The sequence below is a fragment of the Clostridium saccharobutylicum DSM 13864 genome, from assembly GCF_000473995.1.
Lineage (GTDB): Bacteria > Bacillota > Clostridia > Clostridiales > Clostridiaceae > Clostridium > Clostridium saccharobutylicum.
In genome coordinates this window covers 1,701,785-1,724,691 of sequence record NC_022571.1, presented here as the reverse complement: position 1 = coordinate 1,724,691, position 22,907 = coordinate 1,701,785, and the positions used below count along the sequence as shown (strand labels likewise).

Annotated in this window: 21 protein-coding genes; 4 read left to right on the top strand and 17 right to left on the bottom strand. The window is 27.2% G+C overall.

Annotated features, from left to right (window positions below; all coding sequences use genetic code 11):
* Nucleotides 1–98 precede the first annotated feature (98 nt).
* The gene (locus CLSA_RS07485) at nucleotides 99–398 is read right to left on the bottom strand and encodes a hypothetical protein (RefSeq protein ID WP_022744834.1); all 300 of its coding nucleotides are present in this window, start codon (nucleotides 396–398) and stop codon (nucleotides 99–101) included.
* 491 nt (nucleotides 399–889) lie between these two features.
* Entirely contained in the window at nucleotides 890–1,120 is a 231-nt protein-coding gene (locus CLSA_RS07480; RefSeq protein WP_022744831.1) for a hypothetical protein, read from the bottom strand.
* A gap of 471 nt (nucleotides 1,121–1,591) precedes the next feature.
* On the opposite strand from CLSA_RS07480, the gene CLSA_RS07475 reads away from it, so the two are divergent.
* Nucleotides 1,592–2,317, top strand: coding sequence for a class I SAM-dependent methyltransferase (locus tag CLSA_RS07475; RefSeq protein ID WP_022744828.1), 726 nt, complete (start codon nucleotides 1,592–1,594; stop codon nucleotides 2,315–2,317).
* Between the two features lie 80 nt (nucleotides 2,318–2,397).
* Here the strand turns inward: CLSA_RS07475 and CLSA_RS07470 are convergent, their stop codons facing one another.
* A complete protein-coding gene (locus tag CLSA_RS07470) occupies nucleotides 2,398–2,850 on the bottom strand; it encodes an Lrp/AsnC family transcriptional regulator (RefSeq protein WP_022744826.1) in 453 nt (150 codons plus the stop codon).
* A gap of 663 nt (nucleotides 2,851–3,513) precedes the next feature.
* On the opposite strand from CLSA_RS07470, the gene CLSA_RS07465 reads away from it, so the two are divergent.
* Nucleotides 3,514–4,944, top strand: coding sequence for an aspartate ammonia-lyase (locus CLSA_RS07465; protein ID WP_022744823.1), 1,431 nt, complete (start codon nucleotides 3,514–3,516; stop codon nucleotides 4,942–4,944).
* Between the two features lie 59 nt (nucleotides 4,945–5,003).
* On the opposite strand, the gene CLSA_RS07460 is transcribed toward CLSA_RS07465, so the two are convergent.
* The 4 genes from CLSA_RS07460 to CLSA_RS07445 form a co-directional block, all read right to left on the bottom strand.
* Entirely contained in the window at nucleotides 5,004–5,480 is a 477-nt protein-coding gene (locus tag CLSA_RS07460; RefSeq protein WP_022744820.1) for a hypothetical protein, read from the bottom strand.
* Between the two features lie 317 nt (nucleotides 5,481–5,797).
* On the bottom strand, nucleotides 5,798–6,289 hold the full coding sequence (locus tag CLSA_RS07455) for a DUF6304 family protein (RefSeq protein ID WP_022744817.1): 492 nt from the start codon (nucleotides 6,287–6,289) through the stop codon (nucleotides 5,798–5,800).
* A gap of 410 nt (nucleotides 6,290–6,699) precedes the next feature.
* Nucleotides 6,700–7,245, bottom strand: a complete 546-nt coding sequence (locus CLSA_RS07450; protein ID WP_022744816.1) for a phosphatase PAP2 family protein — start codon at nucleotides 7,243–7,245, stop codon at nucleotides 6,700–6,702.
* A gap of 38 nt (nucleotides 7,246–7,283) precedes the next feature.
* A complete protein-coding gene (locus CLSA_RS07445) occupies nucleotides 7,284–9,068 on the bottom strand; it encodes a M3 family oligoendopeptidase (protein ID WP_022744813.1) in 1,785 nt (594 codons plus the stop codon).
* Between the two features lie 274 nt (nucleotides 9,069–9,342).
* Between CLSA_RS07445 and CLSA_RS07440 the strand changes: the two genes are divergently transcribed.
* On the top strand, nucleotides 9,343–9,738 hold the full coding sequence (locus tag CLSA_RS07440; RefSeq protein ID WP_022744810.1) for a bacteriohemerythrin: 396 nt from the start codon (nucleotides 9,343–9,345) through the stop codon (nucleotides 9,736–9,738).
* A gap of 194 nt (nucleotides 9,739–9,932) precedes the next feature.
* On the opposite strand, the gene CLSA_RS07435 is transcribed toward CLSA_RS07440, so the two are convergent.
* The 8 genes from CLSA_RS07435 to CLSA_RS07400 all read right to left on the bottom strand — a co-directional run bounded on the left by CLSA_RS07435 (nucleotide 9,933) and on the right by CLSA_RS07400 (nucleotide 19,012).
* The gene (locus CLSA_RS07435) at nucleotides 9,933–10,136 is read right to left on the bottom strand and encodes a heavy-metal-associated domain-containing protein (protein ID WP_022744808.1); all 204 of its coding nucleotides are present in this window, start codon (nucleotides 10,134–10,136) and stop codon (nucleotides 9,933–9,935) included.
* 137 nt (nucleotides 10,137–10,273) lie between these two features.
* Nucleotides 10,274–11,674, bottom strand: coding sequence for an aldehyde dehydrogenase (locus tag CLSA_RS07430; protein ID WP_022744805.1), 1,401 nt, complete (start codon nucleotides 11,672–11,674; stop codon nucleotides 10,274–10,276).
* 148 nt (nucleotides 11,675–11,822) lie between these two features.
* Nucleotides 11,823–13,142, bottom strand: coding sequence for a peptidase U32 family protein (locus CLSA_RS07425; protein ID WP_022744804.1), 1,320 nt, complete (start codon nucleotides 13,140–13,142; stop codon nucleotides 11,823–11,825).
* A 328-nt stretch (nucleotides 13,143–13,470) separates the two neighbouring features.
* Nucleotides 13,471–14,037 carry a nitroreductase family protein gene (locus tag CLSA_RS07420; protein ID WP_022744801.1) on the bottom strand — a complete coding sequence of 189 codons (567 nt, stop codon included), beginning with the start codon at nucleotides 14,035–14,037 and terminating at the stop codon, nucleotides 13,471–13,473.
* Between the two features lie 171 nt (nucleotides 14,038–14,208).
* The gene (locus CLSA_RS07415; RefSeq protein WP_022744798.1) at nucleotides 14,209–14,805 is read right to left on the bottom strand and encodes a 3D domain-containing protein; all 597 of its coding nucleotides are present in this window, start codon (nucleotides 14,803–14,805) and stop codon (nucleotides 14,209–14,211) included.
* A gap of 337 nt (nucleotides 14,806–15,142) precedes the next feature.
* Nucleotides 15,143–15,880, bottom strand: coding sequence for an SH3 domain-containing protein (locus CLSA_RS07410; RefSeq protein WP_022744796.1), 738 nt, complete (start codon nucleotides 15,878–15,880; stop codon nucleotides 15,143–15,145).
* Nucleotides 15,881–15,993: 113 nt separating this feature from the next.
* Entirely contained in the window at nucleotides 15,994–16,776 is a 783-nt protein-coding gene (locus CLSA_RS07405) for an endonuclease/exonuclease/phosphatase family protein (RefSeq protein ID WP_022744795.1), read from the bottom strand.
* A gap of 241 nt (nucleotides 16,777–17,017) precedes the next feature.
* Nucleotides 17,018–19,012 (bottom strand): oxidoreductase, encoded by a 1,995-nt coding sequence (locus CLSA_RS07400; RefSeq protein WP_022744794.1) that lies wholly within the window; start codon nucleotides 19,010–19,012, stop codon nucleotides 17,018–17,020.
* 157 nt (nucleotides 19,013–19,169) lie between these two features.
* On the opposite strand from CLSA_RS07400, the gene CLSA_RS07395 reads away from it, so the two are divergent.
* Nucleotides 19,170–19,724, top strand: coding sequence for a PadR family transcriptional regulator (locus CLSA_RS07395; protein WP_022744793.1), 555 nt, complete (start codon nucleotides 19,170–19,172; stop codon nucleotides 19,722–19,724).
* Nucleotides 19,725–20,254: 530 nt separating this feature from the next.
* Here the strand turns inward: CLSA_RS07395 and CLSA_RS07390 are convergent.
* Both CLSA_RS07390 and CLSA_RS07385 read right to left on the bottom strand, forming a co-directional pair.
* Nucleotides 20,255–21,445, bottom strand: a complete 1,191-nt coding sequence (locus tag CLSA_RS07390) for a DegT/DnrJ/EryC1/StrS family aminotransferase (RefSeq protein WP_022744792.1) — start codon at nucleotides 21,443–21,445, stop codon at nucleotides 20,255–20,257.
* Between the two features lie 180 nt (nucleotides 21,446–21,625).
* Nucleotides 21,626–22,792, bottom strand: a complete 1,167-nt coding sequence (locus CLSA_RS07385) for a MerR family transcriptional regulator (RefSeq protein ID WP_022744791.1) — start codon at nucleotides 22,790–22,792, stop codon at nucleotides 21,626–21,628.
* Nucleotides 22,793–22,907 lie beyond the last annotated feature (115 nt).

Genomic DNA, 22,907 nt, shown 5'->3' with positions numbered 1-22,907 from the left:
CTTAATGTTATCATAAATTATTGGTATATAATCTAAATATATTACAAATACAATAAAAGCAGTAAGTAAGTTTTTCCTACATACTGCTTTAAATTTTATTACTTTTTACTCTTTTCGCTTATTTTTGTAGCACTTATATGTTCTGCTGATATTCTATCTTTTTGTTTAGCTGTAACATAATCTTTTGAAAAGTATATTCTTAAACTTTCATTATTGTTCTCTGCATTTACTACATACATTACACTTTGTACATATCCGTGAATGAAATCATCCTTGCTAAAAAATAAATTTATTTCTGTTCCTATTTTAGTAATGATATTTATTACATCTTTTAAATCCTTAGACTCTTTTGTAAATACAATATCTCCACTACTCACAAGACAAAATTCAACTTTCATAGCATTCATCCCTTTCATTATATAATGTAATTATATAAATATGTGACTTTTATTTCAAACTTTAAAATTCTTATTTAATCTTTGTTTAATCTTAGATTTTGATATTTAACTAAGAAAATTCTTTTAATCTTAATAATTTTTTCGATTTCTTATATTAACTACTACAAATCTATTTTCCGCTGTAATTACAGCATTCAAGGCTAAAAAATTTGTTTGCGTTGCAATACTTAAAATGTTCCTCATTATTTAATATAATTTATATATAAAGAAATTCAATATTGTATTTTTATTAATTAATAAATTAAAGGTTTATACGCATGACATAAGATTGTATATACATATATATGCCAAACTATAAACCTTCTTGTAACAACTGTTTGAATATTATATCATATAATTTAATGATACTTTTATTATATTTTTAAAATTTAAATATTTTTTATTTATTATATCTCTGTTTATGTAAGAGATACAAGACACTTTTTATATCTTTAATCCCATTCTATAGTTAAAATCTCTAGTTCTCCTTCTTTAAGTGATACCTTATATCCATCAGTTATTAGCCATATTGCCAAATCTGTAACCATACTTTTACGAAATTCATCTCGTTTACTTATTGCAAAAACAGCAGAAACTTTATTAACACCGGCTTGTTTACCTTGCTCTATGTTCCTAAGAATTATATTCTTATTTTCATTCAGCTTATCATCGTATTCACTCAAAATATATCCTCCTTATTATTAAAAATTGCTCTGCTAGAATAATTAAGCTATTATTCCCTTTAGAAGATGCGAATAACCAAAGTTTCACACTAGATAATCCCTAATAAATTCATATTCTTAGTGATTATTTATAATCATAAAATATACTTAATCACATTCTCCTTTATTTATACTTACTTAATTTTATGATTTAAAAATTTAAAATATTACATTGTTTTAAGTAATTACTTAGAACTAGTATTTAATAACTTGAGTATATGTGTTAAAAATTATTGTTTGTGTTATAATATTTTTACTATTTACTAGGGAAACTATTTCTTGCAAATAGTTATTTAAGCTTTTATGTTTTAAAGTACTAGAATATCAATTAAGGCACATTCAAAAATTTAAACTTATTATTTATTTTCATGTACCTAAAATGTACTTGTATTTATTTCTTAAAATTAATAAAAAGCATGAGAGGATGATCCTATGGAATTTTACAATGAACTATCAAAATATTATAATGATATATTTCCCCCTAATACAACTACACTAACTTTTCTTTTAAATCACCTAAAAAATAGAGATTCAATACTAGATGTAGCTTGTGGCAGTGGTGAATATACTATACAGCTAACACAAAATAATTATAACGTTATTGGTGTAGATTTGGAAAAAGAAATGATAAAAAAGGCTAAAGATAAAGCCAAAAGAATGCATTTAAATATAAATTTCCAAGTAGCTAATATGCTTTCTTTAAAAGAAAATTTCAAAGAAAATGATTTTTCAGGAATATTTTGCATAGGCAATTCACTAGTTCATTTAAAAAATATAGATGAGATATATGTTTCGCTTAAAGATATGTATAATTTATTGAAACATAATGGTAACCTAATTATTCAAATCATAAATTACGATAGAATATTAAATCATGATATTAAAGAACTGCCTACTATAAAGAATGATGAAGCAGGAATCGAGTTTATTAGACAATATGAAAAAGAAAATAATAGAATTTTATTCAATACGATTTTAAAAACCAGGGATAATCAAGAATTTAAAAATACAGTTTCTCTTCTACCACTAACTAGCTCTAATTTGATTTCTATAATCCGTAAATGTGGATTTAGAGATGTGCATCTTTATGGAAGATTTAATGGTTGTGCATTTAATAAAGATAAATCTTTACCTATAATTTTAGTTTGTAAAAAATAATATTAGGAAGCTTAAACTTTAATTGCTTGTACTTAATGCATGCAAAAGTTATAAGCTCCCTAATTTTATTTCAATATTATTTACTTACGTGATTCCTCAGATGTCACATCAATTCCCCTATGCTCTACAGCTGTAGAAAATACTATTTGGGTTTCTGTATGTCCAAATTTTTGCAATTCCCCAATAAATGCATCCAATTCTAATGTAGTATGATAAGCTACTTTAATAAGCATTGAATACTTTCCTGTTACACAATTACATTCAAGTACATTGGGGCATGCTGCTATAAAAGGATAGAATTCAGGTTTTTGTTTTGGCGACACTTCTAAATTAATGAATGCTTTAATATTATATCCGAGTTTTAACGGATCTACATGAGCTGAATATCCTGTAATAACACCCGCTTCTTCTAACTTTTCAATACGTGCAGAAACAGCAGGAGTTGATAGAAATACTTGTTCTGCTAAATGCTTTAATGGGTATCTTGCATTTTTCTGTAAAAGTTCAATAATCTTAAAATCAATTTTATCCATAAATAAACACTCCTATTTATTATATAAACAATGCAATAATAAAAAAAACATATCAAATAATTTAAAATTATCGATACGCTTCTTTGCGTTATTTTATTAATTTATTTATATATATTTTCTAAATTCACTTCTATATTTATATAATAAAGTTTTTTATCAAATTTGACAATAGTTTTTTACTGCTTTAGTTAAAAATATTAATTCTTATTGATACAATATTTTTTATTCTCTTATATTAAAATTATAAATCTAGAATTACATCGCTAATTTAGGATTTTCAATTATAACTTACAGAATAATTCTATTAATTTCTAAGCTTTTCTCGAACTATATCTGTATTTTTTTTAAAATAATTCGTATTTCTCTTAGAATAATTCCCTTTATAAAATTAAGTGAATTTATATATTCATTAATTTAAATTAAGTATACCCTAATCATTTTTAATTTTTATTCACAATTATTGTTTTAATATTTACTTTGATTTTAAAGGGTGTTAATCTTCAATTGTCAACAAAATAAATTTGAAATTATAAATCTAAATACTAATTATATAAAATTTACCTAAAGCTTATTTATTTAGATTTATAACAATTATTATTATAAAAGAAATTTATATTATTTGTTAATCATAAATAACAAAATGATGGAAGCGAGGAATTTTAAATGGAAACAAGAATAGAATTTGATTCAATAGGAAGTATGAGTGTACCTGCCAATGCATATTATGGAGTCCAATCTTTAAGAGCTAAGCAAAATTTTAATATTACTAAAAAAGCAATTCATCCAGAACTAATCATAAGTCTTGCTGAGGTAAAAAAAGCTGCTGCTATTACTAATAAAAATGCTAATCTTTTACCTCCTACAATTGCTAATGCAATTATTAATGCTTGCGATGAAATTATTTGTGGCAAACTCCACGATGAATTCATAGTCGATGCTATTCAAGGAGGCGCTGGAACTTCTGCTAATATGAATGCAAATGAAGTTATCGCAAATCGTGCTATTGAATTACTTGGAGGAAATAAAGGCGATTATAGCATAGTTCATCCAAATGATCATGTAAACATGGCTCAATCTACTAATGATGTTTTTCCTACTGCTGGAAAACTTACAATTTTAAAATTACTTCCAAAAGCAATTAATGAACTTCAACGTTTGTGCAATGTACTTGAACTAAAATCGCTAGAATTCAATAATATTATAAAAATGGGACGTACCCAACTTCAAGATGCTGTTCCTATTAGACTCGGACAATCATTTCATGCATTTGCATCAATGATAAAACGTGATGTAACACGTTTAAAAAAAGTTCAGGAGGAAATGCTGACAGTAAATATTGGAGCTACAGCTATTGGTACTTCCATCAATGTTAGTCCAGAATATTTATGCAATATAGCTGATAATATTCAAAAAGTAACTGGACTTAAAGTAGTTCAATCAAAAGATTTAATCGATGCTACTCAAAATCTTGATGGATTTGTTTGTGTTTCAGGAATTTTAAAAACATGTGCTGTTAACCTTTCTAAAATGGCTAATGATTTACGATTATTATCAAGTGGACCTAAAACTGGTTTGAATGAAATTAATTTACCATCTATGCAAAACGGATCATCAATTATGCCAGGTAAGGTAAATCCAGTTATTCCCGAAGTAGTTTCACAAGTTGCTTTTAACATTATTGGGAATGACTTCACTATAACAATGGCTGCAGAAGCTGGCCAATTAGAACTTAATGCTTTTGAGCCTGTGTTATTCTATAATTTATTTGAATCTATAGAAACACTTCAAAATGCTACTAAAACTTTAACTGATAATTGTATTTCAGGAATCACAGCTAATGAAGATAGATGTAAAGAACTTTTAGAAAGTAGTGTTGGAATTTCAACAGCTCTTTGCCCTTATATTGGTTATAAAAAAGCTGCTGAAATTGCAAAAAAAGCGTTAAAATCTAGAAAATCAGTTAAAGAACTTGTATTAAGCGAAAAAATCTTAAGTGCTGATGAACTAGAACAAATCTTAAACCCTATTTCAATGACAGAAATTGATCGTTCTTCATTTGAAAAATCAAAATTAAATATTATTAAAGCAATATAAAAAAGATTTATGAACTGTAATTAAAATAATTAACTACAGTTCATAAATCTTTTTTATATTTAATGAATATATTGTATAGTTTTTTCAAGTGTATCTATTTGTTTACTTACAACTTCAATTATCTTTGATAATACTTCATACGTCTTTGTATTCTTATTTTTAGTATTGTTAAATAATCTACCTTGGATATCAATAAATAATGAATACTTATCCCTAGCTAACTCAAGTGAAAATAATATGTATTCCTTTGGATTTTTTGCTTCTGTTATATAAATTTTCTTATTAAATTCATTTATTAGAAAAGATATTTTATCATATGTCATAAAATCAATGTCTTCAAGATCTTTATTCTTTGTTTCTTCCTTTATCTTTTCATAGTAATTAATTCTTTTATCTCCTTGATCTACTAATATTTTGGATATTAATCTTATATTAGGATAATTACTATCTTTTCTCATAGCATTCATAATTATATTTTTTCTTTGTTGCTCAATCTTTATCGCTTTATCTATTAAATCTATTACATTATATCCCATGTTTTTATCACCACTAACAGTTAACTATTAACTCTTGACTATTATCTGACTAAGCTTATTATATAGATTTTTCACATAAATTATACACTTAAATTTAATTACTAATTCTAATTTAACATAAATTCTTTTACTATGTAATATATATTTTTGCTAAAATTATATATTTTAATATTTATTGTTGAATATTTTTTGTATTTTGAGCAATAATAATAAATGATTATGAACTTCTAAATTGCGTTAATTAACCATAAAAGTTGTTTTAGCTTTTTAATGAAATCTAAAACAACTTTTTTCTTATAACTTTATTTTTAATTTAGTCAGAGAACTGATTCTTGAAATATATTATCAAATCTATTATTTTCTTCTTTATTGTCAAATATAGATAAAAGATAACTTTTTATATTATATCCCTTTGGTAATTCTCTTTTCATTTTTAAAAATAGTTCTTCTAGATCATATCCTTTAACACTATAATTTCTATCTTTTGATAAAAAAGATAGAGTATTTTTATAATGATTTCTATGTCTTTCTACACTTAATAAAAACTTTTCTGAATATTCCGCATTACTATGCGTCAAAATCAATGGTATTTTTATATCTAGAACATAATCTATTAATTCATTATCTTTCATATAGAAAAGATTTTTTGCTTCGTTTGAAGATTTAGCTACAAAATCAAAATCTAAGTATTCGTTTTCAAAACTACAACCTCTTATTTCTAACTGAAGTCCTTTTTTAGAAAAGTATACTACTGCCTTCTCACATCCTAAATTATCCGTATATAAAGCATTATATTTTATATTGACCATATTTTATCCTCCTTTTAAACGCTACCCTTGTTTATGTCTTTTGATATTCTTATCTTTTATAAAGTTTAAAAAACTTTATAAATTAAATTCTCATATTTATCCCACATAATATATTACCATATATTTGAATTTTGTAAATTATTTCTTATATTTAAAATTACTCATATTGCAACAAAATATTTCTCGAATAGTCTTTTTTAAATAAAAATAGCAAGTTAAAATATTACATGTATTTAACTTGCATATATGTTATGCAATGAGAGTATAGCTTATGTGAATTCCAACCGACATTAGATACATATTTGTTCCATGGACCTATGAAACAAATATGTATTATCTAACTTCTCTATTTGTGATATATTAAATTCTCAACGAGAAACACTATAGATATAATTTTTCTACTTATTTAATTACAACTTTTTTATCTGTCTTGATACAAATTTATAAAATATTATTGAAAGACATCCCATTAAAATTCCAATAATTATTCCACCTAAAACATCAGATGGGTAATGTACATATAAATATAATCTTGAAAATGCAATAAGTATGCTTAAAATAAATGCCAAAGTTCCTAATCTTTTATTCATATAATATATTACAAAAGAAGATGCAAAAGATGCCATTGTATGTCCTGATGGAAATGAAAAGTCTTTGGGCGGAGATATAAGCAAAGGTTGCAATAATGGTTCAACATCAAATGGACGTGATCTTGCAATCCACGGCTTTAGTGTTAAATTCCCTATAATACCACACAATATTAATGCAAATATGAGCATATATCCATATTTTCTATACTTCTTTATTGCTATAAGTAATATGCCAATAATAATCCAAAGTATTCCTTTGTTTCCCATCTGTGTTATGATTGGCATCGTATTATCTAATAATACGCTATGCATATGCTTTTCTATAAAATCTAAAATTTTAAAATCAACATTCTGAATTTGTTGCATTTTTTCACCTCATGTTTATTTTCATGTACCTAATTACCTTAGAATGTTTTATTTTCACTAAGTTTCATGAATTCTTCAATATCTTCTTCAATTATTTTCAATGAGTTTCTCCAAAATTCTTTATCATGAATATCTATTCCTATTGTTTGAGTTACATCTGCAATATTATTTTTACCAGTAATTGATAGAAGCTTTTCATATTCATCTGCAAATTCTGTTTTGTTCTTTAGGTACTCAGCATAAAGTCCTTTTGCAAATAATAAGCCAAAAGCATAAGGAAAATTATAATAATTACTATTAGCATAATAATAATGTGGTTTCCAAGTCCACATATATGGATGTAAAAAACTTGGATCTAATCCATCACCATAAGCTTTTCTTTGTGTATCCAACATCAGATTTTTTATTTCTTCAACACTTAATGCACTTTCTTTTCTAGCTTCAAAAAATGATTTCTCGAATAAAAATCTAGAATATATATCGACAATTACTTGAGTACAATCACAAATTTCAGTTTCAAGAATAGCTAATGCTTCTTCCTTACTTGCATTCTTTATAGCAGCCTTTTTTATAATTGTTTCACAAAATGTAGAAGCTGTTTCAGCAATTGGCATTGGATAATCTGAATTTAATGTTGTTTCATCATTTAGACATTCACCATGAAAACCATGACCTAATTCGTGAGCAAGAGTTATTACATCTCCGAAATTACCTCCATAATTTAATAAAAATCTACTTTCCCCAATAAAATGGAGATTTTCACAAAATGCTCCTCCAACTTTTCCTTCTCTTGGCATAACATCTATCCACTTATTATCTATTGCTTTTTTTGCAAAATCTCCTAAATGATCACTAAAAGTTCTAAAATTCTTTTCTACAAATTCAGCAGCTTCCTCGTATGTAAATTTCATCTCTGCATTACATACAGGAGCATACAAATCATAAAAAGGAAGGCCATTCTTGTGACCCAGCATTTTTGCTTTTCTTTTTAAATATTCTCTAAACATTGGAAGATTTTCTTTCATTGCTTCAAGCATAGCATTTAACGTTTCTTCATCCATTCTTGAATCTTTAAGTGTCATATCTAATGGAGATTTATATCCTCTAAAATCACAAATACTTAAAACTTCACCTTTTATTCCATTAAGTGCTGATGCCACACCCTCTTCAACTTTCACATAAGAAGCAATTTCAGCTTCATACGCTTTTTTTCTAACACTACTATCACTATCATATGCCATGTTTAATACTACAGTAAGAGGTAATTCCTTGACTTGCCCATTTTCTTCAATTTCTACTTTTAATGTAGAAATTAAGTTATCTTTTAATTTAAGCCAAGCATTAGATCCTGTGTTTTGCATATTAGCAATTATTTTTTCTTCTTTATCACTAAGTAAATACTTACTTTTTTCTACTATTTCTTTTAAAATAAATTCATGCTCTTTAAGTAATTCAGATTTACCAATAATATCATTTAGATTCGCTATTTGACTTATATACCTTGTAATTTTAGTAGAACTTTCAACTAAATAAGTTAATTTTTTTTCTAAAATATCACTATATTTTAATGCCGTTTTATCCCTCGTGTCTACACTTAATTTAAGATTTGTAAACATTGATAGTTTGTTAGATAACTTTTCAAATTCAGAGAATTTCTTCACATATTCCTCCAATTTTTGTAACAAATTCTCCCTATCTACTACTGAATTATCAACCCATTTATTAATATTTTCTATAATTTCATCAAATGATTTAATATCATCTTTAAATTCTTTACAATCAAATGATTTATATATTTCTTCTAAACTCCAGTTTATGTCCAAAATAATTCCTCCTTTATCTATTAATATTGAGAATAAATACTGTAAAATTTATCTTACAATATTTATTATTCTATCATATGACAAATTTTATTTCACTTTAAATTAAAAGTATGTTGATCATATGTTTAATTATGCTTACTCTAATATAATCATAATTCTATCCAATATATAACAGTGAATTTTATTATTAACATAGTAGTAATTTTTTAAAATTGAAGTTATAATTTATATTGATTATATAAGAAGAATACTTAAGAAAGAGACGTGATTTATAATGTATAAAATGAAAGATGAGTTTAAAACCGGCATTGATTTTATTGACGCGCAGCACAAAAAACTTTTTGATATAGCTGATGATGCCTATAACTTATTAAAAAATGAATTTACAATTGATAAATATGACAAAGTAGTTCAATTAATCAATGAATTAAAAGAATATACTGCATTTCATTTTAAATGTGAAGAAGAATATATGGAAAGCATAAACTATAAAAGGATGTTTACTCAAAAAATAGAACACGATGCGTTTATTAAAAAACTTGATGACATTGATTTTAAGACTATAGATGAAAATCCTGATAAGTATGTATTTGAGATGCTCGAATTCCTAAACAATTGGTTAACAGGTCATATACTTCATAATGATAAACTTATTGGTGAAAAAAAATAATTTAGACAACCTTATTTCTTATTAATACATATTTATAAGGTGAAAAGAGTTTCTTATTAGAATATTTCTCATTTCACCTTATAAAAGAAATGTTTATTAGAATTAAAATTAGTAAAAATTTATTTAAAAGCTACTTTTTATTTTACACTTTTAAATGCAATTGTCAATTACTACCATGAAATTATTTGATAATACTATTGAATATGATGACCTGTATTTTCAATACAATTTCTTATTTCTTCAGTTGTAGCTGGATTATTATAAATAACCTCAACACTTCCACGTGCAAGATCTACACAAACTTGATTTACTCCTTCAATTTTTTCAAGAGCATTTTTCACTTGAGTTTTCATGTTCTCATTTGCCAATCCTTCAACCATATAATGTTCTCTTTCCATACTATAGTCTCCTTCCATTAAAAGTTTTATAATTTAAAACTTTGTTAATTATCTTATGGATTCTTAAATGAATCACACAATTATAGTATGTACTAAAGTCAATATATTAGTCTGCATTTTTAAAGCTACAAAAGATATTACTTCATAATTTTTTTTATTAGCTTTAATTTCTTTTTGTCATATGGTGGAAACAAAATAGTAAGATTAATTTTATTTGTCTTCTTTAAAACACTTTTTTTATGTGAAAATGTTATAAAACTCTGTTCTCCATGATAAGAACCTATTCCTGCATTCCCAACTCCACCAAAAGGTAAATTAGGATTTGCTACATGAGTTATTGTATCATTAATGCACACGCCTCCAGATGATATTTCCCTTAAAATCTTTTGTTCTATTTTTTTGTTAGAAGTAAATAAATATAAAGCTAATGGCTTTGGTAGATTTCTAATTTTATTTATTGCTTTATCTAAATCAGTATAAGTAAGTATTGGAAAAATTGGTCCAAAAATTTCTTCTGACATACATGCGCAATTCCAAGATGAAACTTCAATAAGTGTTAGTTCTATATATTTTTCATTTTTATTAGTATATCCTCCATAAACAATTCCTTCTTTATCTTTTTCAATTATTGACTTTATCCTATTAAAATGTCTTTCATTTATAATCCGTCCAAAATCCTTACTTTTTCTTAAATCTTCTCGAAAAAATTCTTTAATGACTTTTTTCATTTCTTCTATAAGAGTATTTTTAATGGATTCATGAACTATGAGATAATCTGGAGCTACACACGTTTGTCCTGCATTTATCATCTTTCCCCAAATGATACGTTGTGCTGCAACTTTAATATTTGCTGTTTCATCAACTATTACTGGACTTTTCCCACCAAGTTCCAAAGTCACTGGAATTAAGTTCTTTGCTGCCGCTTCCATTACAACCTTACCAACACCAACACTACCTGTAAAAAATATATAATCAAATTTACTATTAATAAGAGACGTGTTAGTTTCTATTGTTCCTTCAACGCATCTAATATATTTTTTGTCAAATATATCTGATATCATTCTTTTTATAATTGCAGTAACATTTTGAGATATTTCCGAAGGTTTAAGTACTGCACAATTACCAGCTGAAATTGCTCCTATTAATGGTTCTATCAAAAGCTGAAACGGATAATTATAAGGTCCAATTATTAATACAGTTCCATAAGGCTCACTCATAATAAATCCTTTAGCTGGAAATAGATATACTGGTGTTTTAACTTTTTTTATCTTAGTCCATTTCTTAAGATTCTTAATCGCTTCTTTAATACTCATCAATACAAAACCAATTTCTGTTGTATATGATTCAAACTCATGTTTTCCTAAATCATTCCTAAGTGCTTCAGTAATCTCAATTTCATATTTTTTTATGCCTTCTCTTAGCTTATTTAATTGTTCAATACGAAAATCTATACTTAATGTCTTTCCAGTATAAAAAAAATTGTTATGTTCTTCAAGAATTTTCTGTACATCTTGCAACTCTAACTCTGAATTAATCATTATGTTATTCACTCCTATATAACTAATAAATTAATTAAAATGTTCACATACACTAGTATTTATAAGTAATAATCTTATATATTACTTTACATTACGATTTACAAATAAAATAAGCTAATAAAAATAATTAGCTTAAGTTATTATTTCATTATTTTATACTCTTAATAAGTATGTCACCTTTTTTAAGTTCATAATCACATTTTGCAGTAAAAATCATTTGCGGAACATTTGCGCTTTCTATACTTTCTCCATTTTTCTTTTTCATATCATCAAGTTTTGTTACTTTATTATCTCCCTCTACTTCTAAAACCTCAACATAAGCTCCATTTAACACCTTATTTTTTTGCTGTATAGTTGCTATCTTACTTTCTTTATCATAATCTCTTACAACTCCCACAATATCATAACTTCTAATATATGTGGCACTTCCATAAGTTTGTTTAACTTCTTCTCCAAAATAAAAGCCTGTTGTAAATGGTCTATGACTTGGTTTCACAAGATAATCAATCCACTCTGGATTAAATTTATAATTTTGTGGATCTTTCATGTATTCATCAATTGCTTGTCTATATGCTTTTACAACAGATGCTACATAATAAAGACTTTTCATTCTTCCTTCTATTTTAAAAGAATCAATTCCACATTCCATAAGTTCAGGAATATGTTCTATCATACATAAATCCTTTGAATTCATTAGATAAATTCCCTGCTCGCTACCAATATTCTCATCTACTATATTAATATTTCCCGAAACTTTATTGCCATAATGACTAGATGTTCCACAAGATTCATTACAATCTCCAATATCAAAGTTTTTTATAACTTCATGGTATTCTCCATCTTCAGTTTGTTCAACTAAATGATATTTATATCTGCATGGTTGGGCACATGCACCTCTGTTAGAATCCCTTCCTATAAGATAATTTGATAATGTACATTTACCTGAAAAAGCCATGCACATTGCTCCATGAACAAAGGCTTCTATCTCACATGTATCTGGAAGTTCTCTTCTTAATTCCTTAAATTCTTCAAAAGTCATTTCTCTAGCTGTTACAACTCTCTTAACACCAACACTATGCCAAAATTTAGCTGCTTCATAATTTAAACAATTAGCCTGAGTACTTAAATGTATTTCAAGACCTGGTACTACTTCCTTTGCTATTGCCATAACTCCTGGATCCGCTATAAGGACTGCATCAACTCCAATTTCATATAATTCCTTAAGATAATCTTCTATTCCAACTAAATCACTATCGTGAGGAATTATATTTACTGTAACATATACTTTTCTTCCTCTAGCATGTGCAAACTCAAGCCCTTCTTTTAATTCTTCAGTTGAGAAATTATCTGCAAATGCTCTCAAATTTAGTTTACCGCCTCCAAGGTATACCGCATCTGCTCCAAAAGTTATAGCTGTTTTAAGCTTTTCTAAGTTCCCTGCTGGAGCCAATAATTCTGGTTTATTCATATGTAAATTCTCCTTAATATTTAATATTGAATACATACATAGCTTTATATATGTAAATTTGTTTATTATTTTAATATGTTTTTACACATTAATGTTTTTGTTTACAACTAAAGTATATATTAATAATATTTAAAAGTAAATTATCTTAATTACACACTTGAAAGAAATTAACAAATCCAAAATTCCATGATTATTTTTTATCACACAAAGAAAAAGATTCTTCTTATATCTATCCTATTATTTATAATTTTAAAAAAACACAGAGACTGTTATTCCTCTATGTTTTTATTTAATAATTACGTATATAAGCTCATTTAAGCTTTGCCATTTATAATATTAGATCATCTAAACTTCTTTTTGGTACATGGTGAACTTTATTTTCATCTCTCCAATATTTAAAATCACCATTATCATCCATATCTTCAATCACAACTTCTTCCTTAGGATAGCCTAACGCTAATACAATAGCAATTTCATATTTATGTGCTAAATTAAGTGATTTAGTTAAATCTTTTCTATTTATATTTCCTATTATGCATCCTCCTAACCCCTGTTCAACTGCTCCAAGCAAAATACTTTGAGCTGAAATTCCTTCATCCTGTTGTGCTATTGCACCAAGAGTTATATCTTTTACTATTACTATATAAGCACTTGGCTTTTCTCCTTCTTCTGGGCCTGCCCAATCTTTATAGTATCCTGCCCAAAATACATTTTCAAATATTTTATCATTTTGTTCTTTAGTATTTGATAAAACATATCTTAACCCTTGTATATTACGACCCGAAGGTGATAGTCTCGCTAAATTAACTAATTCCCTTAAAGTCTCCATTTTAATAGTTTTATCTTCATAAAATCTTCTATATGATCTATTTTTTAATATAAGTTCTTTAATCATTTCATCACCTCATTATTATTTTAGCATTTTTTACTTGTTATTAAATAGTGTTATTATCAACTTTGAACTTGTTATTTATTTTCATGTGATTAAAACAAAAAATCCTCTGAACATACATGTTCTTGAGGATTTTATTCTAATTATATGAACAAAAATAATATACATTCTAAATTAAGCAGCTATGTATACCGTAGTTGTTTTTCTTCCAAACTGTACTGCCTCTTCATAAGTAGGCATCCAAACATCTATTATATATGTTCCATCTTTCTTCATCTTGATAGCTCCACCTCTATCTTCAACATCAAATATACCATCTTCTTTATAATTTTTAAGTTCTGGAATATATAACTTACTCCCAAGCGGAATATTCTTAGGTGCTGCCACAACTCCTACTCTAGTTTCTGTTCCCATAGCAGTTTGTGAATTCCAATTATCTGAACATCTCTTATCATTTGAATAAGCAGTCAATTCTACTTTAATTGATTTGCGTGAATTATTATTATCTGAAACACTACCTTCACTTTTAATAGATGTAGCTATATTTTTAGAAATCTCCTTTTCAGTAGATGTATCTATACTTTCAAGATTTTCTTTATCCGCAGTCTCCAGACTATCTTGATCCTCTGAATTCTTTTTTAAATTTCCTAATAATAACTCTTGGTTTTGAATATCGTTAGATTCAACCTTGAAATTTTGTACTTTAATTAATGCTAAAAATATGCCTAAAATAGCACATACCTTAAACATATTTTTCTTTACTCTCATCATAAAAATCACTCCTAGTTCTTTTTCAGTAACTTTAATATATGATGTATATTTAAAGTCACCTTAATTTCCTATGGGGTAAAACCAATTATAGAGTATTAATTATTTTATTTCAAAGTCATTCTTTTCTACTTATGTATAAAATTTAAATTATGGATAATTTTTATGATTTTATATATGAATTTCTTAACATACTTTTCCCGGCCAGGGAATAAATTAACAGAAAAAAATACTTGAAAAAATCTTAATTCAGTGACTAGGTGCAATCAAAAAAATAACAAGTCCATATGTCAAAATTATTTTCTTTCATTTACATTAAACTAAAATATTTATACTTCAATTATTGTATTAAATAAACAGTTGCTTTTTTTCTTCCAAAAGCAATAACCTGATCATGAGACGGTAACCAAACATCTATTATATAAGTTCCATCATCTTTTAAAACTACAGCTCCGCCTCTATCTTCTACATCAAAAATACAATCATCTTTATAATCTTTTAACTCAGGAATATATATTTTACTTTTTAATGGTATTTCTTTAGGTGCTGCGATAACTCCAACTCTAGTATGTGTTTGCATTGCAGTTTCCGCTCCCCATGCCTCTGAACATATACTACAATTGCAGTAAGCTGTTAATTCTACCTTAATTGGTTTTGGAACTTTCAAAGTATTTTTGAATATTGGATTATCCTGTATATCACTATATATTGGATGTGGAGGCTCTTGATCATATTCCTCTACATATTCTGAATTCACGTATCCAGTAACATTTTCATATTTTATTTTATACCAATTATCGCTTTTATCTAAAATATCGAAAATCATTCCATTATATAAATAATCACCTATATTGCTTTCTGAATTTGGTTCTTGTCTAATGCACAAATTAGTACTAGTATTAATTACTTGTCCATGTTTTTTATAATAATTGCTAGAAGAACTACCCTCTTGCTTACCAGCCATTAAAGTATTGGAATTAACATCAATCCATGTAACTTTAAAGTAAGCTGCAAATCCCCCCAATACAATTGCTATACATATGTACAATGCACATACATATTTCTCCAGTCTCGACAATAAATCATTCCCTTCAATTTCTTTTCGATTTATCTCAATATAAAAAATTCACTAATCATGATATAATATGGAAATATGACATTATTTTTTATTATATTACATAATTTAATCCTTTAAAAGGATTTTATTTTAACATCTGCTATCAAAGGGTAATGATCTGAAGGATATTTTCCATCAACATTATATTTTACTATTTCTGCATTTATTATCTCTATTTCTTCTGATACAAATATATAATCAATATGAACTCCATTTTCTTTTCCTTTGAAATTCCCCATTGTTCCGTGATTATATAGTTCTTTATTAATATCTTGAACTGCAACTAATCTTTTATTTGAAAATTTACCTTGTGAAAAATCTTTTATCAATTTACTATTTGGAGTAGCATTAAAATCTCCCATTAATATTATAGGAAGTTGTTCCTTTTTTTCATCTTCAGTTATAGTTTGCATTATCTTCCTTAATCCATATTCTCGTGCCTGAGGTAAAAGACAATCTAAATGAGAATTAAATACTCTAATTGTCTGGTTATTTTCAAGTTTCACAATTGCAGTTGTACAAATTCGTGGAAAAAGTGAATACCATTTCATAGTCCCAATTTTATCAGGATTATCTGACAACCAAAAAGTTCTATTCTCCTTTATAAAATGTTTTTTTAGAACTAAAATATCATTTTTCTCTACAAAGAATCTTTTGCTTCTAGGGCTACCAACAATATTATAATTATCAATATTATCTTGTATATCCTTAAACATCTTATTTGTACATTCTTGAATTCCAATAATATCACAATTATAATTTTTCATTATATTATAAATCATTTCTTTTCTAGAATTCCACCTGTTACCAAAATCCAAAGGAAAATCACACCTTAAATTAAATGTCATTATTCTCATTTATACTTCTCCCCTTTTAGCTATAATTAATACTATGTACTAATATTATTAATTATATTTTAACCATATAGTTAAGTTTAATCAAAAAATAATAGACCAATATACTCGCCTATTTTAAATCATCAAGTTATCGTAATAAGCTTGCTATAAGCATAACTAACTTTCTTGTTTGATTAAAATATACGTAGCATATTTGGTCTATTATTTCTTTTCATGTGCCTAAATCTAAAAATCTAATTATCTATATATGATTTGCCACTTCATAAGCATCCCATATACCATACATTATATTAAAAACTTTACGTGCATCACCTAATATATATATTTCAGGAATTTCAAATTCTAATTCTTTGTATAAAGAATTTTCTTCTTTATACCCTACAGCAAGAATTACTGAGTCACATTTAATTTTTTCTATTCCATTATTAGTTTCCATTTCAAGGATTCCATCACTGAATTTCTTAACCTTTGAATTTGTCTTTACATCTATGTTGTTAAATGGAATTAACTTTTGAAGCATTTCACTATTTGCAGAACATAATGGTCCATTTAAGGCAAGTAACTTATCTAATGCTTCCACTATAGTTACTTTCTTTCCTTTTTTAGCAAGATCAAGAGCAGTCTCACATCCTACTAATCCTCCACCTATAACAACTGTTTCATCTCCACAATCTTTCTTTTGTGTTAAAACATCAGCAGCTGTATATACTTTTTCATCATCTCCAAGAGAGAATACTTTTGGTGTAGATCCTGTTGCAATTATTACTGTATCTGCTTTACTACTTAAAATTAAATCTTTTGTAACTATACTATTTAATTTTACTTCTACATTTAAGTCTTTTAATGTATTTGCATACCAGTCAGCTAAGGCAATATCATCTTCCTTAAAGTCTGGTGCTCCACCTGGAATAAGATTTCCTCCAAGTCTGTCACTTTTTTCATATAAAACTGCTTCATGTCCTCTTAAAGCTAAAACTCTTGCTGCTTCACATCCAGCAACTCCGCCACCAACTATTAAAACTTTTTTCTTTTTTATTATAGGAGTAAGTGCGTTATCTTTTTCTCTACATGCTTGTGGATTTACTGCACAGTTTAACATTGAATAATGTTGAACTCTACCCATACATCCTTCTTGACATGATATACAAGGTCTAATTGACTTACAATTGTTACTTCTTAATTTGTTTACATAATCCGGTTCAGCAAGTAATGGTCTTCCAAGACTTATCATATCGCATGTTCCATTTTCAACTGCTTCAAGAGCCATATCTGGATCATCCATTCTTCCTGCACAAATAACAGGCACATCTACAGTTTCTTTCATTAATTTAGCGTAAGGTCTGTATAGTCCTTTTTCTTGATACATTGGAGGATGACTCCACCACCATGAATCATATGATCCAACGTCTGTATCTAAAGCATCATATCCATATTCTACTAATAGCTTAGCTGCTTTAACCCCTTCATCTAAATCTCTACCTTTTTCAACGAATTCTTCACCTGGTAGAGCTCCATCTCTTAAATCTTTAATAAAACTCTTAGGCGAATATCTTAAAGTAACAGGGAAATCTTGTCCACATCTTTTCTTTATTTCTTCAACTATTTCACGTGCAAAACGAAGTCTATTTTCTAAAGATCCACCATATTCATCAGTTCTATGGTTAAATAAACTAATTGCAAACTGATCTATTAGATACCCTTCATGAACTGCATGAATTTGAACTCCATCAAATCCAGCTCTTTTTGCATTAAATGCTCCATCTCCGAATTTTTCAACAATAGATTTAATTTCTTCTACTGTAAGTTCACGACAAGTTTTATCAAGCCATCTATGTTGAATAGGTGATGGTGCAACTGGTGGGAATTCACCAAGATTAGTTGGAATAGTAACTCTACCAAATCCACCTGACATTTGTAAGAATACTTTTGAATTATAGGCATGAATTCTTTCAGTCATTTCTCTACCTGTTCTAACAAATTGAACAGGGTTATGTGTAGGGCATGGACAATTTGGCATTCCATGTTCTTCTACTTCATTATCAACAAAAGTAACTCCTGTAATAATTAAGCCTGTACCCCCTTTAGCTCTTTCAGTATAATAATCGATTCCCCTTTGATTAAATCCACCTTCACTATCTGCAAGACCTAATGGTCCCATTGGTGCTAAAGCAAAACGATTTTTTATTTCACAATTTCCTATTTTAATCGGTTCAAATAACTTTTTATATTTGTTCATTAATATTCCTCCTATGCACAATTTTGTTAATATTTTCACGTTTATTATATTCTCAAATTCCAAACATGTCAATATTGACATGTTTATATGTAATAATTTGTTTTTACTTTTTATAAAATAATGTTAAAATAAAATTCAATAGAATGAGGTGTTAAAAATGAGAACTTTAAAATATGCAATCTTAGGATTGATTAATAGAGAACCTTTAACAGGTTATGATATAACAAAACAATTTAATGAAGGATTAGTTAATTTTTGGTACGCAAAACATAGCCAAATTTACCCTGAATTGAAAAAATTAACAGATGAAGGACTTATAACTTATAAAACAATAATTCAAGGCGAAAAGTTAGAAAAAAAGTTATATAGTATAACGGAACAAGGTAAGTCCTGTTTACAAAAATGGCTTACCAAAGATCAGCCATTAGAGCCAACCCCTAAGGATATTTTTAGGCTTAAAGCATATTTTTGTGATGAAATAGATGCCTCTACATTATTAAAACAATTTGAAAGTCAATTAGAAAAACATAAAGAAAAATTATCAAGCTTAGAAAAATCTATGGAAGAACTTTTGAAAAACAAAGAGATTTCAAAAGTTAATTCACCTGGATTTGGAGATTATATAGTATTAAATGGTGCTATTATAAGAGAAAAATCATATATAGATTGGATTAACGACTGTATAAACAAAATACTTACTATAGATAAATAATCATGTATTCTAAATTTATGTGGTGGGGCCAACCGAAAGAAATGGTGCTCTTTTTGTTCTGGTTACTAGAAAAAAGGATTGTGGATTTCTAACAACAGAAGTTGTAATCATTCCAGCATGCTCCTTAAGCAAGTTAATGACATGCAAGAATGGAGCAATTTCTGTTGAAGAAATCCTACAATCCTTTTTTAAATGCAACACTCCACAAAAGAGCACCATTTCTTTCTAGTTTAGAATACATTTCAAAGTATAACATTAGTTCGTAAGTTATTTATTAATATATATCATGTTTGAATAATATATATTACACACTTACTAAACTTTAGGATAGTGATTATACCAGAAATTAGAAATATTTTTATATAGAAAGCATTTGAAAACAAGCTGTTAAAGGTTCTTAATTGTAGGGTGTCCAATTTAGCTTGTCACTACTTTTAGTGGTAACATGCTGAATTGGGTACAGCCTGCAGCTTAGAACCTTCAGCGACATTTTCATAGTCTTTCGGAATAAAAATATTTCTAATTTCGGTTTATCTACAAATACTAACTATGTTATTAACTATATAATCCTTTTGTTCTTGTGTTAACTCTGGATATATTGGTATTGCAAAAGTTCTATGAGATAAGTATTCAGATACTGGCAAATCTCCTTCTTTATAACCGAGGTCTTTATAAACTTTTTGAAGATGCATTGGAACTGGATAATAAATTCCTGTACTAATTCCTCTTTCTTTAAGTTGATTTACTACTTCTTCTCTATTTTCAGATTGTACCACATACATATTGTATACTGATTTAACTTCACCTATTACTACAGGTAATGTTAAAGATGAGCTTTTTAATTTTTCATTATACATTTTGGCGTTAACTCTTCTCTTTTCATTCCATTCATCTATATAAGGCAATTTAACTCTTAATAATGCAGCTTGTACTGTATCTAATCTTGTGTTAAATCCAATCAAATAATTATAGTATTTAAGTGGATTATATACTGTATCATCATGATCCTCTGAAGTTTTTACATCTTCACTTATATTATTTAATAAATTATATGCCCTTTGACCATTTTCTCCACTTCCATGAGTTCTTAGTGCTCTAACAATAGTTGCTATATCATCATTAGATGTAGTTATCATCCCACCATCACCAGCACATCCAAGATTTTTAGTTGGGAAGAATGAAAAGCATCCTACGTCTCCTATTGCGCCACATTTTTTATCTTTATATTCTGAGCCAACAGCTTGTGCCACATCTTCTATAACCTTTAAATTATACTTCTTAGCTATTTTATTTATTTCATCCATTTTAGCAGGCTGCCCAAATATATGAACTGGCATAATTGCCTTTGTTTCTTTAGTGATTTTCTCTTCTATCTTTGTCACATCTATATTGTATGTGTCCACTTCAACATCTACAAAAACAGGGGTAGCTCCAACAGCTGAAATACTTTCTGCTGTAGAAAAGAAAGTAAAAGGTGTAGTTATAACTTCATCTCCTTTTCCTATTCCACAAGCCATAAGTGCAACAACTAAAGCATCTGTTCCATTTCCTACTGAAATAGCATGTTTAACACCTATATATTCTGCAAATTCCTTTTCAAATTCAGTTACGTCTTTTCCCATAATATAACTCGCAGATGAAAGTACATCATTAACTTTTCTTTCTGCTTCTTTCTCAATAGATTTATATTGAGTTTTTAAATCAACCAATGAAATATTCATTTTTTTACTCTCCTTTAAATATATAATGTAGCATAACTTACTAAACTACACTTATTTTTTATTCAAAATTACAATTAAATAAGATACAATCAAAAAATTACTAATCTAATAAAATTATTGTTTTATATAATTTCTTGAGCACATTTATTGTATTCCCTGCCCTTAGGACAGAGTCAATAGTTATTTTTTTGAATGAGCCTTAAACATACATGTTTTTGTAGTAATTGAAATGTTACCATTTTTATTAATATAATCCTCTAAATACTTAGTAAACTTCTCTTTCTTTTCTTCATCCAGTATTAAACTTCCTTGAATCGTAGAAGCCTTATAAGAAACCACTGGTTTTGGATTATCGACTATTATTTTTCCATTTAAAATTTCAACACTTACATTATCAAAATACTTTTCTAACATTGGTTTTCCTTTCTCCAAATCAAATCTAGCTGAAAAACCATTGTTACTTAATCCAGCATTAGGTTCAAAAGCTTCTGATAACTCATTTAATTCAGCCATAGACTCACAAGAATTAGCTGTTACATAAAACATTCCACCTGGTTTTAATACTCGATTTACTTCACTTAATGCTTTTTCTATATTAGGAACAAAATAAATCATGTGTTGTGCTATTACAACATCAAAACTTTCATCTTCATAAGGAATCTCTTCAGCATTTATCTCTTTATATTCAAATTTGTGATTAACATTCTTTAATTTTTCTTTTGCAATTTTTAACATGTTTCTAGAAAAATCTGATAATATTATATTTAAATTTTTATCTATATTATCTTTGTTCTTACGCCAAAGCTTTCCCGGACCACATCCAAGTTCTAATACTTTTGCATTTTTAGGGAACTTAATTTGATTAAAACACCATATATCCCAATCTACCTTATTAGTATTATAGCTATGTAAATTACTTCTTAGATTAAGATTTCTATCACTTTTATATTGTTCTTTTACACTTCTCTCCATATTGGTCATCTTTATTATATTAATCAAATTTTTTGCATCTAAAAATCCATTTTCCTTAGCTTTACTCTCAGCTTTATTAAAAACACTTATTACCGATTCAATATGTTTCTTCTTTTCTTCTAGAGCTTTCTTTTGAATACTAATCATATTCTCTAAATTTTCTCCACTTTCATCAAGAATATGACTTATTTCACTAAGGGATAATCCTATAAATTTTAAAGTTGTAATTTGTTGAAGCTTTAAAAAATCTTCTTCACAATAAATTCTGTACCCACAATCAGTTTTCTCACTTGGCTTAAGTAGGCCTATTTTATCATAATGAAGCAATGCTTTAACAGTTACTCCTGATCTTTTAGCAAATTCACCAATTTTCAATATCTTCACTCCCCTATTATGTATATTTTACTACCTTACCTAAGGGTAGAGTCAATATATAATATATTAGACTTATGCTATAATTTACTAAGTAAAATACTTCTCAAAAAAGTGC